Annotated in this window: 12 protein-coding genes, 9 tRNA genes and 1 rRNA gene (1 of these 22 cut by a window edge); 3 read left to right on the top strand and 19 right to left on the bottom strand. The window is 39.5% G+C overall.

Going from position 1 to position 16,651, the window contains the following annotated elements:
• Positions 1–37 precede the first annotated feature (37 nt).
• Genes EHLA_RS03450 through EHLA_RS03440 form a run of 3 tightly spaced genes read right to left on the bottom strand, consistent with a single transcriptional unit; the run spans position 38 to position 4,182 of the window.
• A complete protein-coding gene (locus EHLA_RS03450) occupies positions 38–2,149 on the bottom strand; it encodes a hypothetical protein (protein ID WP_096239319.1) in 2,112 nt (703 codons plus the stop codon).
• Positions 2,149–3,576 (bottom strand): hypothetical protein, encoded by a 1,428-nt coding sequence (locus EHLA_RS03445; RefSeq protein ID WP_096239318.1) that lies wholly within the window; start codon positions 3,574–3,576, stop codon positions 2,149–2,151. Before EHLA_RS03445 ends, EHLA_RS03450 begins: the two co-directional genes overlap by 1 nt.
• A gap of 15 nt (positions 3,577–3,591) precedes the next feature.
• Positions 3,592–4,182: a hypothetical protein gene (locus EHLA_RS03440; protein ID WP_123864833.1), complete on the bottom strand. Its 591-nt coding sequence runs from the start codon at positions 4,180–4,182 to the stop codon at positions 3,592–3,594.
• A 251-nt stretch (positions 4,183–4,433) separates the two neighbouring features.
• On the opposite strand from EHLA_RS03440, the gene EHLA_RS03435 reads away from it, so the two are divergent.
• Positions 4,434–5,435, top strand: a complete 1,002-nt coding sequence (locus EHLA_RS03435) for an AraC family transcriptional regulator (RefSeq protein WP_021908226.1) — start codon at positions 4,434–4,436, stop codon at positions 5,433–5,435.
• 96 nt (positions 5,436–5,531) lie between these two features.
• Here EHLA_RS03435 and EHLA_RS03430 read toward each other — a convergent pair whose 3' ends face one another.
• Positions 5,532–6,452, bottom strand: coding sequence for a sugar phosphate nucleotidyltransferase (locus EHLA_RS03430; RefSeq protein WP_096239316.1), 921 nt, complete (start codon positions 6,450–6,452; stop codon positions 5,532–5,534).
• A gap of 324 nt (positions 6,453–6,776) precedes the next feature.
• Between EHLA_RS03430 and EHLA_RS03425 the strand changes: the two genes are divergently transcribed.
• Both EHLA_RS03425 and EHLA_RS03420 read left to right on the top strand, forming a co-directional pair.
• Complete coding sequence (locus tag EHLA_RS03425) at positions 6,777–7,610, top strand: AraC family transcriptional regulator (RefSeq protein ID WP_157908541.1); 834 nt, start codon at positions 6,777–6,779, stop codon at positions 7,608–7,610.
• 107 nt (positions 7,611–7,717) lie between these two features.
• On the top strand, positions 7,718–9,325 hold the full coding sequence (locus EHLA_RS03420) for a CTP synthase (protein ID WP_096239314.1): 1,608 nt from the start codon (positions 7,718–7,720) through the stop codon (positions 9,323–9,325).
• Positions 9,326–9,455: 130 nt separating this feature from the next.
• Here EHLA_RS03420 and EHLA_RS03415 read toward each other — a convergent pair whose 3' ends face one another.
• From EHLA_RS03415 to EHLA_RS03345, 15 genes are all read right to left on the bottom strand, one after another.
• On the bottom strand, positions 9,456–10,568 hold the full coding sequence (locus tag EHLA_RS03415; RefSeq protein ID WP_096239313.1) for a CPBP family intramembrane glutamic endopeptidase: 1,113 nt from the start codon (positions 10,566–10,568) through the stop codon (positions 9,456–9,458).
• 31 nt (positions 10,569–10,599) lie between these two features.
• On the bottom strand, positions 10,600–11,448 hold the full coding sequence (locus EHLA_RS03410; protein WP_173854261.1) for a S1 RNA-binding domain-containing protein: 849 nt from the start codon (positions 11,446–11,448) through the stop codon (positions 10,600–10,602).
• Positions 11,449–11,473: 25 nt separating this feature from the next.
• Entirely contained in the window at positions 11,474–12,196 is a 723-nt protein-coding gene (locus tag EHLA_RS03405) for an acyl-[acyl-carrier-protein] thioesterase (protein ID WP_096239312.1), read from the bottom strand.
• 70 nt (positions 12,197–12,266) lie between these two features.
• Positions 12,267–13,118 carry a copper homeostasis protein CutC gene (locus EHLA_RS03400; RefSeq protein ID WP_096239311.1) on the bottom strand — a complete coding sequence of 284 codons (852 nt, stop codon included), beginning with the start codon at positions 13,116–13,118 and terminating at the stop codon, positions 12,267–12,269.
• 212 nt (positions 13,119–13,330) lie between these two features.
• Positions 13,331–13,648 (bottom strand): BMC domain-containing protein, encoded by a 318-nt coding sequence (locus EHLA_RS03395; RefSeq protein WP_096239310.1) that lies wholly within the window; start codon positions 13,646–13,648, stop codon positions 13,331–13,333.
• Between the two features lie 166 nt (positions 13,649–13,814).
• Positions 13,815–13,886: transfer RNA gene (locus EHLA_RS03390), tRNA-Gln, on the bottom strand.
• Between the two features lie 25 nt (positions 13,887–13,911).
• Positions 13,912–13,985: transfer RNA gene (locus EHLA_RS03385), tRNA-Arg, on the bottom strand.
• A gap of 15 nt (positions 13,986–14,000) precedes the next feature.
• Positions 14,001–14,087 (bottom strand) — tRNA-Leu (locus EHLA_RS03380).
• A 5-nt stretch (positions 14,088–14,092) separates the two neighbouring features.
• Positions 14,093–14,165 (bottom strand) — tRNA-Val (locus EHLA_RS03375).
• Between the two features lie 35 nt (positions 14,166–14,200).
• Positions 14,201–14,274: transfer RNA gene (locus EHLA_RS03370), tRNA-Asp, on the bottom strand.
• Between the two features lie 16 nt (positions 14,275–14,290).
• Positions 14,291–14,364 (bottom strand) — tRNA-Ile (locus EHLA_RS03365).
• A 42-nt stretch (positions 14,365–14,406) separates the two neighbouring features.
• Positions 14,407–14,479, bottom strand: a tRNA-Thr gene (locus EHLA_RS03360).
• Between the two features lie 11 nt (positions 14,480–14,490).
• Positions 14,491–14,562 (bottom strand) — tRNA-Glu (locus EHLA_RS03355).
• A 3-nt stretch (positions 14,563–14,565) separates the two neighbouring features.
• Positions 14,566–14,638: transfer RNA gene (locus EHLA_RS03350), tRNA-Asn, on the bottom strand.
• A 74-nt stretch (positions 14,639–14,712) separates the two neighbouring features.
• A 23S ribosomal RNA gene (locus EHLA_RS03345) occupies positions 14,713–16,651 on the bottom strand; it runs 953 nt beyond the window's last position.

Here is a 16,651-nt window from a genome sequence, read left to right as displayed (position 1 = left end):
TGCGCTTATTTACCTGTTACTTTTTATATTCTTCCTATTACTCTTCCTGCTTTTTTTTCGCCTTCTGCATCTGGATCAGATTAACAATCTGAATACATACTGCAATCACTCCAAGAACAATAAAATAATACAGTCTTACTTTCTGCGAACGGAAGAACCAGCCTGCCGCTTCTATAATCCATCCTTCTACCAGGCAAAGCCCGATCACCTTCCATAAAGGATATCTCTCTTTTCTCTGAAGAATTACCCCCTCATAATTCAACATGAGGAGTACCCACATTCCTGCCATACCAAGGGCAATCTTCCAGTGTCCGATCATCAGAGAATAATGAGATAAATACATAATACATCCCGTCAGAAATCCTTGTGGGAAACCTATGAATAAAAATGGAATCATTGGGCCTTCCTGCTCTTCTTCCACAGATTCTGCCTCCACACTTTCCACTGCATTGCTTACAGGCTCTTCTATCGACGTATCTTCTTTATGTCTACGTCCCATGTCACATTCCTCCTCACCGCTGTCCTTTGTTCTTCCGTCTTTTCTTACTTTATGACCTCTTCGTCCACGTTCTTCCCGCAGTACCCTTGTCATCTCCGGCTTATACATATAAAGCATATCCTCTATATAACAGGCCGTCTCCATCTGCTTTCTATCAAATAATGAGGCATGTGCCTGAAGCTGTACTACAAAATCTTCAAGAATCTTTATCCACTGCTCTTTTCTGTTCAGATGAACAGCAATCTTATCAAACAGTTCATAACCTTTTTGATCAAAAAGATTCGCATTGAGTAATCCGATTCCGGTTCTTAAAATATCGTCTTTTCGCTCTCCCGGTATACTCTGCTCGCTAAACTCCCTTACATACCTGTAAAGGCTTTCCATATCGGAAGCATTAAGATGATACATACGCCGGCTGTATTCTGACTGTTCTTTCTGAAAATCTCCACCACATAACAAACCTGTATATAATTCTTTATTTCTTTCTCGAATCATAGATAACAAAGAAGCAAACTCCTTTTTATCTTCATCATAAACTTCTCTTAAAATATGATCCATTTCCATTAAAATGGCTTCTTTAGAACGTCCTGTTACTCCCGCAATGAGACTTTCAATATAGATTTGTCTCTCTGCCTGTGAAAATGGATGCTGATGTACTTCCTTCAAAATATCTTCTGCCACAAATTTTAATTCTTTATCTTTACAAACCCAGTATAGCAGCTCTGGTATATTTTTACTAAGATATTCTATGGAGAGGGAGTTCTTTCCATGCTTTCTTGCAATATCATAAAAAATCCATTCTACTTTTTTCAAAAGATTTCCAGTATGACGCACATTTTTTAAATACGCTGCTGCTGCCTGCTGAAAGTCCTGATAAATAGAATCTTGTTTCTCACTTGCCTTTGCAATGCCATGATAAAAATACTGATCCAGTGCATCCCAGTCAGCATCCCACCCATTCTTTTCAGAAAGAGAATAGGAATAGGTTCCGCATACTTTTGGGGAAAAATAAAAAGGTACTGATGGAATGGCTTCTCTTGTAAATGAAACATATCCTGCCTTCTCCCTGATACACTGTGGAAGTAAACTGTGGATCACATACATAACTTTCTGTGTATTCGCGGCAAACTCTTCTTCCTTCCAGTTCGGAGCAACAATATTAAGACCTTCCGAATGTCCTGACAAACACCAAAAGACCACCTGCATAAATTCAGGTAGTCTCTCTTCAAGACACAGCTCTCGTAAGATATCTTCTCGATCAAATTTGGCTTCTTCTAATGTTAATGTTGGAAGAAATCCTGTACTCTCCCCCTCCGTCCATTCTATTCCTGGAGCAAGATATACTGCCGGATTATGATCCGGCGCTTTGGGCTGATATAATCTTACCCTTTTATTCTGACGTTTATCTTCTCCTGATTCACAGGGAATAGATGTCATCTTGACAAACCCACAGACAGGGCTGTATACAAGTTCTTCTACTTCGATTCTTCCTGTTTTATCAACCACCGCTGCCTGCGCTACTTTCTCTAATTCTCTTAAATATGTCCTGTCTTCCGGTATGGAAGAAGCTACAATTCCCCAACCGAGTTTATTCCCGGAAATACAATGATTGGACCATGTATATTCATGAATTAAATATTCTATCTTCATTACTCAAGCCACCCTCTTTCCTGCATAAACTTCATTATCATCCATAAGATTGGTTCCTCCGTCCTGATCGGCCGCACTCTTCCAACCGTCCTTACTTCCTTCTGCGTTCCCTCCATCGTCTCTTCTGTTTCACATCCAAGTGCTGAAACTGCAAAAAGTCCACTTTCTTTATAATCATCCAGATTACGCTGCAGACGAAAAACCTTCTGATCAAAAATCTGTTTTAATATTTCCTGTCTTAAAAAATGATGATCCATATTCATAAAGCCGTAGGACACCTGCTTTCTTTCAAATAAAAGACTGCTTCCTCGATATTCCTTTATTTCTCCGAGTTCTTCTAACAAATCACTTTTTGCGATCGTAAGTGCCATATATTTTTGCTTTAATTCATGATCTCCTAAAACAGAACGAATAGAATCTAAAATGGTATCCGCTTTTCTCTCATAGAAATACTCATCACTTACTGTATTCTCCATCATGAAATCTGCCTGATTCATTACCTGTTTTCCGTTCTCGTTACTCATACGCTGAATGGACATCTGTTCTTCCTTACTCATAACATATAGTTTCTCAAGAACCCGTTCTTCATCCGGAATCTGCTTATTAATGAGAGAATGTTCCAAATGCATCTGTGCCGGATCTACCAGACAGATAAATCCATCCATATGACGAACAAAACCGGTTCTTCCGGTTCCGGCACTATCACGTATTAATTCTCCTGCCACATCATAAATTGAAGTGATCATGTGGAGATTCTTCTGCCCGATCCGATAGGTCACTTCCAAAAATATCGGTTTCTTAAATGCCTTGCTCGTTGATTCCGGACAGATTCCATAGCGCAGCAGCTTATCCGCATTCCGCTCCATCTCCATCTTATAATCATCATTCGGATTTCCGTAAGCATTACGAATGGTAAGGTTCTGTCTTTGCATCACATCAAATCCATTCATCATAAGCGAACACAGATAAACTGTCTTACCAGATGCAACACTTCCTGCTAAACCAATCATAAGCATCTCATATTTAAAAAAGTTCTGTGGAAGAACATTATGGCAATGTGGACATACCATCGTATTTGAAAACATCGTCACCGCTCCCTCTTCCACATGAAATGTGTATCCACAGCTATCCGGATCAAAACGCTTCACTGCCAGTTCATTTCCCGCTGCCGTAAGCTCCTGATTCAACTCTGTCATAACTTCATTATCAATAATGATTCTTCGGGCATCAATCTGTTCTTCCGGGATTCCCATGGCACTCCAAAAATATAAATAAGATACGTCTGTTTTATAGGAAAATACTTCATTCAGCGCCGGGGACTGAAATCGCACTCCATCGGTTCTTAAAAGAAATCCTGCATCTTCATTCGAAATGTTCCGAAAACAGTAAGGACATTTCTTCACTCGTATTGTTTTTGTCTCCTGCATTAGTATCTCTCCCGTCTAACATCTCTTTGTTGCTTTTATCGAAATCTCATGTTTCGATTCCAAAATAATATAATACGTCACATCCTGTTTTATGACAGCTTTCTTTGTAGAAATCCCCTGATCTCTTGAAAGACCGGCTTCCCTGATTTCAAAAGGCTGCTGCTTAGAAACAATGATCAGTTCTTCCGGCTGATCTGATGCACAGATTTCCAACCCCTGATCTTCGATATAATAAGTAAATTCTTTACCTGACGGATGCTTACCATACATAAGAATATTATCAAGTGCAACTTTATCTTTTCGAATCGTTCCATCTGCACAAACAGCCGCACATCCTCCAAAAGCAGAACCATGTGTGATCAGAAAATCCATCCCAAATACACGATCTCTCTGCTTCTTTTCTTCTTCCTGTCTTAACTGCCGCTCCTCTTCTCTTCTCTGACTCTCCAGTTCAGAAACCTGACCAGCATAATCCAATATGTATTTTTCCTTCTGCTGCCTTCCGCTCTGCCGCTTCCATTGAACGACACCCGCCACAGCTAATACCGCTGCGATCACAAGACCGGCTTCCATAGTAAAAGTAGCAATCAACTCTTTACACCTCATTCAATCCTTGTTTATTGACAGAAATTTCCTCTTTGTATTTCTATCTTGCATGATATCACGAATTACTCCATAGCTAACGCTACTGACATCATCCTGTATACGATTATAGCAGAAAAAAAGCATTTCTCAAAGAGGGTGATTTATTGGTTTTTACTTGCAGTCTCTATTTGATTTCTATCTGAAAATATTATAAGATATAATTATAGAAAACTATATAGATTTTTGTAAATAACAGAAATGAGGATTTTTTTATGTCTCCTGAATCATTGCAATTGAAAAAAGAATTTGAAATACAAAAGATAGCTTCTCTTCATTATTTTGAATATAAAAGCGATTTCATTTTTAAAAGTGAATATCATGACTACTGGAAATTACTTTATGTCGAAGATGGAAGCGCTGAAATTACATTTTCTAATAAAAAGCTTTCTCCAGTAATTTTAGAAAAGGGAGATTTATTTATACAATCTCCTGATGAATATTATTCCTTTAAAGCAGCACCAGGGAAAATTGCTGTCCTTTTTACAGCTGGCTTTTATTGCGACACCCAACATCCTGCCCTTCTTTCTAATCTTTCTAACAAAAAGTTTCACTGTCAGAAAAAAGAAGCAACCCTATTACAGGACCTTGCTCTAGAAGGAAAAAATAATTTTTCTCCTAAGATTAACCCGGTATCTCCTGCCGCCCTTGAACGAAGATATAATCAACCATTTGGTGGAGAACAGCTAATCAGTATTTATCTTGAAATGCTTCTTATCAGCCTTATGCGCCAGTATACTTCTTCCGAAGAACAAAAGGATCAAAAAAAGAGTATGGATCAGCCTGAAAAAGAAAACAATCTTTCTCCGGCCCTCCTGAAAACGGACTCTATTCTTTTTAATCGAATTACAGATTATTATGAAGCACATATCACAGAACATATTAAAGTAGAACACCTTTGTAAAGAATTTGCGATCGGGCGTTCCCATTTACAAAGAATATTCAGAGAACAGACCGGTTATGGCGCCATAGAATACTTCTGCCAGATGAGGATCAGCGTCGCGAAACGCTGTATTCGTGAAAACAAAATGAACCTGACCGATACTGCAGCCGCACTTGGCTATACCTCCATCTATTATTTTTCAAAACAATTTAAAAAAATTACCGGTATGTCTCCTTCTCAATATCAAAAGATGGTACGCTCCTCTAAAAAAGATCCGATTTATGAACAGATAGATTTGGAGAATCCACTTTCTCCATCTGATATAAAATATTAATTTTTTCAAATTAAAAATTCAAGAATGCCTCGGCATTCTTGAATTTTTCTTCTACTCTTTATCGTCCCTGCAGGTGAACCGTCTATTTCCATCCGTCTATTTCCATAAATTTTCCGGATACGTTCCCTGTTCTTTCATGGCAGCAATCGCATCCATAACCGACTTCTTATCTTCTTTGTAAGTAACTCCATACCACTTTTCTTCAGATTCCATTACCTCTACAGTAGCTTTCTTTTCCTGAAGTAATTCTTCCACTACACTTGGAAGGAAATATTCACACTTCATAGGATTCTCTTTTAAACCTTTATCTAAGAACGCAGGGAATTTTTCTTCAAGCACTTTTAAAAATCCCGGTGTAAATCCCCAACAGTTCATAGAAACTGGCGTTTTATCCGGAACCGGTATCCAGCTTGCTCCGTCATCCAATGTATACGCTGCTTCTTCTCCTCGTTTTTCGATTCTTGTTCTTTCTGTAATTTCTTTTAAGAAATGATTTTCATCAACCTGGCATACCCCTCTTGATACATGACCATTCTCAGTAATTGTTTTCTCAATATGGAACGCAATCATAACATAACGATACAGCTCATCATCTTCATGCGTTGTCAGATAATCATATAACATCTGAAATGCCTTTGGTCCATAATAATCATCCGCATTGATTACTGCAAATGGTGCATCTACAACATCCTTACAGCACAGTAGTGCATGACCTGTCCCAAATGGTTTTTCTCTTCCTTCCGGTACGTGATATCCTTCCGGCAGCTTATCAAGTTCCTGGAAAACATATTCTACTTCCATAAATGGTTCGATTCTTTTACCGACGATTTCTTTAAAATCTTTCTCAATCGCATGCTTAATAATAAAAACAACTTTCTTAAAACCAGCACGTTTTGCATCATACACACTGAAGTCTAAAATAGCATGTCCCTGCACATCTACTGGATCCATCTGTTTTAAACCGCCATAACGACTTCCCATTCCTGCTGCCATTACAATTAATACAGGTTCTTTCATTCTCTCTTCCTCCCTATGTAAAAAATCTTCTTTATTTATTGAAATCTTCTTTTCTATTTTCCCATAGAAAATCAAAAACATCAATGATGATTTTATACTATTTTTATAATTATTATGTATTTATCTCAAATATTTATATTTCTTTCGTTGAGAACACTAAAAAAAGACAATATAATATAATAAATAGCATTTGATATTTTTATCACAATCATCCACTACAAGTATCCCATAGAAATACAGTCTATCATGTACTCTAGGAATCTTTTTGTGCTTGCTTTTGTGAGAAAGACTCCGAGAGTACATACAAATCCAAAGGAGGCAGTTATGACGCAAACAAGATATACTTTGCAACAACACCATATTAACTTAAAGTCATCTGTAAAATTGTCACAAATCAATATGTATCATTGCGAATCCCCTGCTTCAAACATCTTTCCGGGGCATCCATATTCTAAAATCATCTTTATTCAAAAAGGTGACGGACAATTTTATTTTGGCAATCAATTTTTACCAGTTCAAGAAAATGATTTATTACTGGTGAATCCCGATAAACAAAAGTTTTCCGTTGATGTACAACACCCTCCACTTGATTTTATTATTTTAGGTATTGAAAATCTTCTTTTTACTAACGATACCGGTGAAGCAATCTCTCCGTTTACAAGACTTTCTCTTTCTTCTGATATTTGCCTTAATCTCATGCATATGCTCATTCATGAAGTAACGAAACGTTCAGAATACTATGAAGAGGCATGTCGGCATTATCTGAATCTTATTCTTATAGAAATACAACGGAATACACAAATTAATTATGATTATCCTTCAAAAGAAAAAAATAATAGAGATTGTACTTTTGTTAAAGAGTATTTAGATGACCATTTTACTGAAAACATTACTCTTGATCTTCTTTCCAAAGAAAGCAAAATGAATAAATATTATCTGGTACACTCTTTTACAAAGCATTTTGGATGTTCTCCGATTAGCTATCTGAATGAAAAACGAATCGAGGAAAGTAAAAATCTTCTGGAAACAACAAATCATTCAATCGCATCCATTGCATCTATGATCGGTTTTTCCTCACAATCTTACTTTTCTCAATCATTCAAGAAAAATACATTTATGACTCCAAACGAATATCGAAGAGCCGCACGGCAAATTTAATATTTTTTGTTATTATTTTTTATGTTTCATCTGGAAAAAGAGTCTAACTTATAGTATAATGGTATAATTAATGCAAAAACAGTATCTAATATAGGAGGATTTTATCCATGCCAGTAAAATATGTATTCGTCACAGGTGGAGTTGTTTCCGGTTTAGGAAAGGGTATTACCGCAGCTTCTCTTGGACGTCTTTTAAAAGCACGTGGTTATAAAGTAACCAGCCAGAAGTTTGACCCATATATCAATATGGATCCAGGTACTATGAACCCGATACAGCACGGTGAAGTTTTCGTTACCGATGACGGTGCGGAAACAGACCTTGACCTTGGACATTATGAACGTTTCATTGATGAAAAGTTAAATAAACAGTCTAATGTTACTACCGGTAAAGTATACTGGAGTATCCTTAACAAAGAACGTCGTGGAGATTTCGGCGGACATACCGTACAGGTTATTCCTCATGTCACTAATGAAATTAAAAGTCGTTTTTATCATAATGAAGATGCTTCTGAAACAGAAGTAGCAATTATTGAGATTGGTGGAACTGCCGGTGATATCGAAAGTCAGCCATTTTTAGAAGCGCTTCGTCAGTTCCAGCATGAAGTAGGACATGAGAACTGTATTCTTATTCATGTAACACTGATTCCTTACTTAAAAGCTTCCGGAGAATTAAAGACCAAGCCTACACAGGCCAGTGTAAAAGAATTGCAGGGAATGGGAATTCAGCCAGATATTCTTGTTTGTCGTTCTGACCTTCCATTAGATGATGATATTAAAGCAAAAATCGCTCAGTTCTGTAATGTTCCTAAGAAACGTGTTATTCAGAATCTTGATGTCGATATTTTATATGAATTACCTCTTGCTATGGAAAAAGAAAAACTTGCTAACGTAGCATGTGAATGTCTGAATATGGAATGCCCACAGCCTGATTTATCTGATTGGATCTCTATGGTTGATGCCTGGAAACATCCAAAACATAAAGTTAGAGTTGCTCTCGTTGGTAAATACGTTTCTCTCCACGATGCTTACATCAGTGTTGTAGAAGCATTAAAACATGGAGCAGTTGCCAACAACGCAGAAGTCGAAATCAAGTGGGTTGATTCCGAACTGGTAAGCAACTACAACGTAGATAGTTTCTTCTCTGACGTAGACGGCATCATCGTTCCTGGTGGATTTGGTGACAGAGGTATCGAAGGTATGATCTGTTCAATCCAATATGCCCGCGAACATAAGATCCCGTATCTTGGACTTTGTCTTGGAATGCAGCTTACTATCGTAGAATTTGCTCGTAATGTTCTCGGATTAAAAGATGCACACAGTCATGAATTTAATGAAAACACAGCGAATCCTGTCATCCATATCATGCCTGATAAAGAAGGCATCACTGATTTAGGCGGAACCCTTCGTCTTGGTTCTTATCCATGTATCCTTGACGAACACTCCAAAGCATATCAGCTTTATGGTCATAAACAGATTGAAGAAAGACATCGTCATCGTTACGAAGTAAATAATGATTACCGCGAAGTACTCCAGGAAAACGGAATGCTTCTTTCCGGATTCTCACCTGACGGACGTATCGTTGAAATGGTAGAGATTCCTGAACATCCTTGGTTTATCGGAACACAGGCACATCCTGAATTTAAATCAAGACCGAATAAACCACACCCATTATTTAAGGGATTCCTTGCTGCTTCATTAGCACATCAGAATAAATAATAAAAATGGTGTCACAGGAACGGTTTAACGACCGTAGCCTGTGGCACCATTTTTATCTCAGTCGAAAAGACTCCCACCTCTTTCAGGTGGTGAATGGCGGCTCGACTTGAATTTAAATTAAGGCTGTTTATCATATTAAAATTTCATATAATATTGTGATGAGAATACAAAGTCCACTTCCTGCAAAAAATAAAGCATTCGGTTTCCATTTTTCAGAATTCTCAGGAATAACCGTTCTTTTTGCTGTCCGAATCCTTGTTTCTTTTTTCTCTTTTGTTTTGTATACTTCCTTTTTTTCTTTCTCTTCTATTTCTTCTTTTCCAATAAGAAATACCAAATAGCCTGCTATGAGCATACTAACTACTGCTATAACTCCACCAATAAGCACGAGGCTTATTTTAATTCCTCCCTGCATATTTGTAACACCTGGATTAAAAAGATGATAGCCTGCAATATGACACTCTAACAAAGTCCGTATAACTTTGGTTGAAGGAAAACAACATAGGATTACAGTAAATCCATTAAACAGCATATGAAGTGCTATCGAAACTGTCAGATTATCTGTAATATAAATTACAACAGCAAAAAACAGCCCCATAACAAATGCATAACACATCTGATTAAAATTCATATGAAGTAAAGCAAATGTTATAGCAGATATAAATATTGCTATCTTCTTATCTGAAATTCCACGATAAATAATTCCTCTGAAAAGAACTTCTTCTATCAAGGCTGGCATAATTGCCACTGCGATCATCGCTTCTAGCGGATGCCCTGAAATTTCTTCTAAAGAAACATCTAATAAATTCTGAAATACAATCATAGAACAGGCATTTACATAGCCCGCCATAATAAATAGAAATATAGCAGCAATAACAATGAAAAAAATACTTTTTAAAGAAACCTTTTTTAAATGACAATATTCTGTTGGTTTTACATAAGCTTTTTTGCAACACCAACATACATAAAGCAGCAATATTTCATTAAGTAATACTGTTCCCTGAAAACTTATATTAAGGGAATACATCGTAAAAATTGTTATAAGCCAGCCTGCTATACAAATCCCAATATTTTTTAGATTTCTTTCCCATATATTTGCAAGCAAAAACCAGATTCCTGTTGTCGCTATCACTATGCCAAATGGAAAAATTCCCAGTAAGGATACAAGAACTGACCCTATTATATGCAGCAGCACTATCATAAACCATATTTTATTAGGATTTAAAAAAGACTTTTCTAACATTTCTGTTCCTCCATATGGAATGGCACTCCTGCTATTTTTCAATTAACGTAATTCCGGTATTGCTTATCTTTATCTTTTTATCTTTGTATAAACGGCCAATCGCACGTTTAAACTCATTCTTACTCATGCCAAATTCACTTCGGATATCTTCTGGAGCAGACTTATCATGATATGGAAGAGCACCATCATTCTCCTGAAGTTTTTCCATAATCTTTGCAGAATCAACATCCATCTGTAAATGTGCCTTTTCACGAAGACTGAGGTTTAATTTACCGTCTTCTCTTACAGAAAGAACTCTTGCCTGTACCGTCTCTCCTATTCTTAACTTTCTAACAATTTCTTTATTCTGAAGCATACCATTATACTTATTATCTACAGCAACAAATACTCCATACTCCGGATTCTTTCCATATACAGTTCCCTGTACAATATCATCTGCCTTATATGGAGAATCTGTACGAAGGAAATCATAGACCTTCATCGTTGCACAAAGTCGGTCACTCTTATCAATATAGAGTCCTACTAAATACTTATCTCCTTTTTGAACCTTTACAATCTGTTCACTATATGGAAGAAGAAGATCTTTCTCCAACCCCCAGTACATAAAACCGCCAATATTATTTACCTGTGCTACTTCTAAAACGGCAAGCTCTCCCAACTGAAGCTTTGGCATGTTTGTTGTCGCAATTTCTCTGTCTTTTGAATCACGATACACAAATACCTCTACTTCATCACCAATCTTCGCATTCTGTGGAACTTGCTTTTTCGGAAGTAAAACACAATCACTTTTTCCATTCCTCTCTGGAGTATCAGAAAGATACACTCCAAAATCTGTTTTATGATCAATATACAACTTCTGTTTTACGCCTAATTCTATCATTACAAATCCTCCCTTTATTATACTATTATTTTTCTTCCTGTTTCTGCAATATCATCTCAACTAAAGCTGCAACTTCCCCATCAGGTTTTATATATTTTACTTTAAAAATATTTTCCTGCTGTTGCGTAAATACCTGTATCGTTTCCTTAAACATCGCTGCTTTTCGATAGTCAATTCGCACTTCGCTTACATTTACATTCTCAGGAAGTACATCTTCTGACCATAATGCATACACCGTATTATTCACATGATTATTACTGTCTAAATATTGCTTTGTTACTTCAATAGATTCCTGCTGTTTCCACTCACCATTATCATCTATCTTTCGATTAATTCTTACGGTAGTATCCACATCCTTTTCTACATAAATATCCGCGATTTCTTTGCTTACTTTCATCGGAAGCATCTTTTTCGTATCCATCAATATCCAGATAGCTTCTGCTAAAACAATCGCTTCACCCTCTTCATCAAGAATAGAGTATCTTCTGTATCCATAAAATCCTCGCATCTTATACGCCTGTGTCGTAACAGTAATATGTTCAGACATCTTAGGATGTCTTATTATCTTTACATTCCATGCAATTAAATACCATGCTCTATGATTCTTCTGATCTTCTTCTACTCCAAGTCCTAACTCTTCTGACTGAAACATTCCACAATCCTGAAAATATTCTAAAATCTGATGGAGTCTTGCTACTCCACTTTGGTCTACCTCACTATAGCGGACCTGTATTTTCATTTCATACATATAATGCACCTTTTACTTTTCTTCTACTTCTAAAAATTAATGCGTCTTTTCTCACTGTCCTTTATTCCTTCTACTTTTCTGGCAGTGCCGTATTATCATAACATATTTTTAGTACTTTTTCATCTTCTTTCTCAATTTCAAAAGCAAGTTCACAGGTAGCCATATCGATAAACTTTTTCACTAATACAACATCTACTACTTCATAGTCTCCTACTATCGCTTCTTTACAGGCATTCTTTTTCTTTGCTCTATATGAAAAACTCACATCCTCACTACAGGTTGTCATATCCGGCAGCCATCCTTTACAGGAACTGTGTATTTGCTTTACATCTGTTTTCCTAATAAAATTCTGTACATTCTGTGCATTAAGTCCACTTCCTGCCAAAATCTCAATTTGCTCTCCATATTCTTTCTGTAAATACTGTATAGTCTCTGCTCCGGCAATCGCTGTAGACTTTAATCCACTAGTAAGAACTCTGTCCACTCCAATCTCAATAAGCGTTTGCATTGCCTCATTTATATCCGTCACACAATCAAATGCCCTGTGAAAAACAGACTCCTTATTATAAGACTTAATAAGCTGTACCATTTTCTTTGTTTGCTTCTCATTTATTTTTCGATCAGCAGTCAAACAGCCAAATGCAATCCCATCCGCTCCATTTTCCAATAAAATGTGGGCATCCTCTAGCATCACTTCAAAATCTGCCATATTATAGCAAAAACCTGCTCCTCTTGGACGAACCATACAGATAACCTTCAAACCTGTATTTTTCTTTACCTGACGAAGTGTTCCAAGAGACGGGGTTAAGCCACCTAAATGCAATGCACTATTTAACTCTACTCTCTTCGCCCCACCCTTCCAGGCCTGCAATGCATCATAATAACTACCACAGCAGATTTCTACTTCTAGATCCTTTGACATAAATCTAATCTCCTTCTTTTTTACATTTTTGTTCCTCTAACTCCAGCCACTGTCAGCCCTGAAATAGAAAAGCTATCTTATATTTGTGCCTTAGAGCGAGGATTGAATGCGAGACGTTAAGCGAACATTCAACCCACAGTGATAGAATCACAAATATAAGATAGCTTTTCTATTTCGAGGCGTCAGCCTGTTAATGAACTAAATAGTAAAAACTAAATCAAACGATTTTTCTTTTCTTTTTCCTCTCTCATCAACGTTTTCATTGCTGTTTCTACTGCCGTCGTTTCACCAAAGAAAGCTAATGTTGTGATATGCTGTGGACAACTTCCATTAATCTCTACCGGATAAACATTACTTGTCTTAAATGCACGATCTGCGTAATATAATACACCGGCTACCGTTGTCTGTAATAAACCTACTGCATCAAACTTTCTACTTTTTAATTCTTCTCTGCTCTCCGCATTCATTTTGCGATAAAACATCTTCATTACGGATTCACTTGGATTATAAATAATACGTCCTTCTGTCATTTTAAACCTCCACTACATCTTGTACATATTCTAGAGCATGTTTATATAATCATTAATTATCATGATAGCATATTCCTAATCAAGTAACAATGTACTTTCTTGCTGTTAATATGTAATATCTTCCCAATATGCAAAAAAAGGACACAATAATGTGTCCTATCCATTACAGCGCTACCAGGATTCGAACCTGGAAATGCTGGAATCAGAATCCAGTGCCTTACCATTTGGCGATAGCGCTACATTGTGATTCTAAAAGAATCAAACGTGGGCAAGAGGATTCGAACCCCCGACCTTTTGGTCCGTAGCCAAACGCTCTATCCAGCTGAGCTATGCCCACAAATTCTTTAAAGTATGCCGGCGATCGGAATCGAACCGATACGGGAGTATAAGTCCCGCAGGATTTTAAGTCCTGTGCGTCTGCCAGTTCCGCCACACCGGCATATATGGGACCTACAGGACTTGAACCTGTGACCCTCTGCTTGTAAGGCAGATGCTCTCCCAGCTGAGCTAAGATCCCAAATATAACTATTAAATTATAATTCCTTTCGGAAACGACCCGGATGGGATTCGAACCCACGACCTCCGCCGTGACAGGGCGGCGCTCTAACCAGCTGAGCCACCAGGCCAAATATTCAAATAAAGTGGACCTTCAGGGACTTGAACCCCGGACCGATCGGTTATGAGCCGATTGCTCTAACCAGCTGAGCTAAAGGTCCCTAAAATAATCCAAATCAAACTTAAATTCATTTAACTTGTGAAGCCGATGAACGGACTCGAACCGTTAACCTGCTGATTACAAATCAGCTGCTCTGCCAATTGAGCCACATCGGCACTTCATCAAATGACTCCTACGGGATTTGAACCCATGTTACCGCCGTGAAAGGGCGGTGTCTTAACCACTTGACCAAGGAGCCAGACTCCCCGAGTAGGACTTGAACCTACGACAGCGCGGTTAACAGCCGCGTGCTCTACCGACTGAGCTATCGAGGAATATTGATCAGGGTCATACCCTGAAAACCACACACATTATATCATATCTTTCTAATCTTTGCAAGTACTTTTTTAAGGTCAAGCTATCGACCGATTAGTAACAGTCAACTCCACACATCACTGTGCTTCCATCTCTGCCCTATCTACCTCATCGTCTCTAAGGGGTCTCTCACTCTTTCGAGTCTGGATATCTCATCTTGAGGGGGGCTTCACGCTTAGATGCCTTCAGCGTTTATCCCTTCCCGTCTTGGCTACCCGGCCGTGCCATTGGCATGACAACCGGTCCACCAGCGGACGGTCCATCCCGGTCCTCTCGTACTAAGGACAGCTCCTCTCAGATATCCTGCGCCCGCGCCGGATAGGGACCGAACTGTCTCACGACGTTCTGAACCCAGCTCGCGTACCGCTTTAATGGGCGAACAGCCCAACCCTTGGAACCTGCTCCAGCTCCAGGATGCGATGAGCCGACATCGAGGTGCCAAACCACTCCGTCGATGTGAACTCTTGGGAGTGATAAGCCTGTTATCCCCAGGGTAGCTTTTATCCGTTGAGCGATGGCAATCCCACGTTATGCCACCGGATCACTAAGTCCTACTTTCGTACCTGCTCCACCCGTCGGTGTCGCAGTCAAGCCTCCTTCTGCCTTTGCACTCTCTGGATGGTTTCCAACCATCCTGAGGAGACCTTTGAGCGCCTCCGATACCCTTTCGGAGGCGACCGCCCCAGTCAAACTCCCCGCCTGACATTGTCCCCCGCCCGGGTCACGGGCGCAGGTTAGAAACCCAGTACTGCAGGGGTGGTATCCCAACAATGGCTCCCTTACGGCTGGCGCCATAAGTTCTTAGCCTCCCACCTATCCTGTACATGCAATACCGAATCCCAGTATCAGGCTGGAGTAAAGCTCCATGGGGTCTTTCCGTCCTGGCGCGGGTAACCAGCATCTTCACTGGTATTTCAATTTCACCGGGTGTGTTGTTGAGACAGTGCCCAAATCATTACGCCTTTCGTGCGGGTCGGAACTTACCCGACAAGGAATTTCGCTACCTTAGGACCGTTATAGTTACGGCCGCCGTTTACTGGGGCTTAAGTTCAAACCTTCGCTTGCGCTAAGCTCTCCCCTTAACCTTCCAGCACCGGGCAGGCGTCAGCCCATATACCTCACCTTTCGGTTTCGCATAGACCTGTGTTTTTGCTAAACAGTTGCTTGGGCCATTTCTCTGCGGCTGCTTTCGCAGCACTCCTTCTCCCGAAGTTACGGAGTCATTTTGCCGAGTTCCTTAACAACACTTCTCCCGCCGGCCTTAGGATCCTCTCCTCATCCACCTGTGTCGGTTTACGGTACGGGCCCTTGCTACACGATAGCGGCTTTTCTCGACAGGAAGGGGCCGCAGCTTCGCTACTTTGTTTCGCTCCGCATCACGCCTTCGTCTCATGCAGGACGGATTTTCCAATCCTGCGACTACTTCGCTTGCACCGGGCTTTCCATTCCCGGCTCTGCTTCCCTTCCCGTGTCCCCGCAGTTCTGATAACAAGGGGTGCAGGAATCTTTTACCTGCTGTCCATCGGATACGCATCTCTGCCTCTCCTTAGGCCCCGACTTACCCAGAGCAGATCAGCTTTACTCTGGAAACCTTGGATATTCGGCCGCAAGGATTCTCACCTTGCTCTCGCTACTCATTCCGGCATTCTCTCTTCTTAGCAGTCCACATCCCCTTCCGGTAATGCTTCCCTCCCCTAAGAATGCTCCTCTACCAACTCTTACGAGTTCCGCGGCTTCGGTGTGGTGTTTCAGCCCCGGACATTTTCGGCGCAGGACCTCTCGACCAGTGAGCTGTTACGCACTCTTTTAATGAATGGCTGCTTCTGAGCCAACATCCTGGTTGTCTTAGAGATCCCACATCCTTTTCCACTTAACACCCACTTTGGGACCTTAGCCGGCGGTCTGGGCTCTTTCCCTTTTGACTGTCCAACTTATCTCGTACAGTCTGACTCCCATACACCATCTGTCCGGCA

The organism is Anaerobutyricum hallii (genome assembly GCF_900209925.1).
In the GTDB taxonomy this organism is placed as follows: domain Bacteria; phylum Bacillota; class Clostridia; order Lachnospirales; family Lachnospiraceae; genus Anaerobutyricum; species Anaerobutyricum soehngenii.
This window is presented reverse-complemented; position numbering and strand designations above follow the sequence as displayed.

Excerpts from the sequence above, each read along its gene's own strand:
- EHLA_RS03450 (WP_096239319.1), bottom strand. The coding sequence starts at position 2,149 with ATGAAGATAGAATATTTAATTCATGAATATACATGGTCCAATCATTGT.
- EHLA_RS03445 (WP_096239318.1), bottom strand. The coding sequence starts at position 3,576 with ATGCAGGAGACAAAAACAATACGAGTGAAGAAATGTCCTTACTGTTTT.
- EHLA_RS03440 (WP_123864833.1), bottom strand. The coding sequence starts at position 4,182 with ATGAGGTGTAAAGAGTTGATTGCTACTTTTACTATGGAAGCCGGTCTT.
- EHLA_RS03435 (WP_021908226.1), top strand. The coding sequence starts at position 4,434 with ATGTCTCCTGAATCATTGCAATTGAAAAAAGAATTTGAAATACAAAAG.
- EHLA_RS03430 (WP_096239316.1), bottom strand. The coding sequence starts at position 6,452 with ATGAAAGAACCTGTATTAATTGTAATGGCAGCAGGAATGGGAAGTCGT.
- EHLA_RS03425 (WP_157908541.1), top strand. The coding sequence starts at position 6,777 with ATGACGCAAACAAGATATACTTTGCAACAACACCATATTAACTTAAAG.
- EHLA_RS03420 (WP_096239314.1), top strand. The coding sequence starts at position 7,718 with ATGCCAGTAAAATATGTATTCGTCACAGGTGGAGTTGTTTCCGGTTTA.
- EHLA_RS03415 (WP_096239313.1), bottom strand. The coding sequence starts at position 10,568 with ATGTTAGAAAAGTCTTTTTTAAATCCTAATAAAATATGGTTTATGATA.
- EHLA_RS03410 (WP_173854261.1), bottom strand. The coding sequence starts at position 11,448 with ATGATAGAATTAGGCGTAAAACAGAAGTTGTATATTGATCATAAAACA.
- EHLA_RS03405 (WP_096239312.1), bottom strand. The coding sequence starts at position 12,196 with ATGTATGAAATGAAAATACAGGTCCGCTATAGTGAGGTAGACCAAAGT.
- EHLA_RS03400 (WP_096239311.1), bottom strand. The coding sequence starts at position 13,118 with ATGTCAAAGGATCTAGAAGTAGAAATCTGCTGTGGTAGTTATTATGAT.
- EHLA_RS03395 (WP_096239310.1), bottom strand. The coding sequence starts at position 13,648 with ATGACAGAAGGACGTATTATTTATAATCCAAGTGAATCCGTAATGAAG.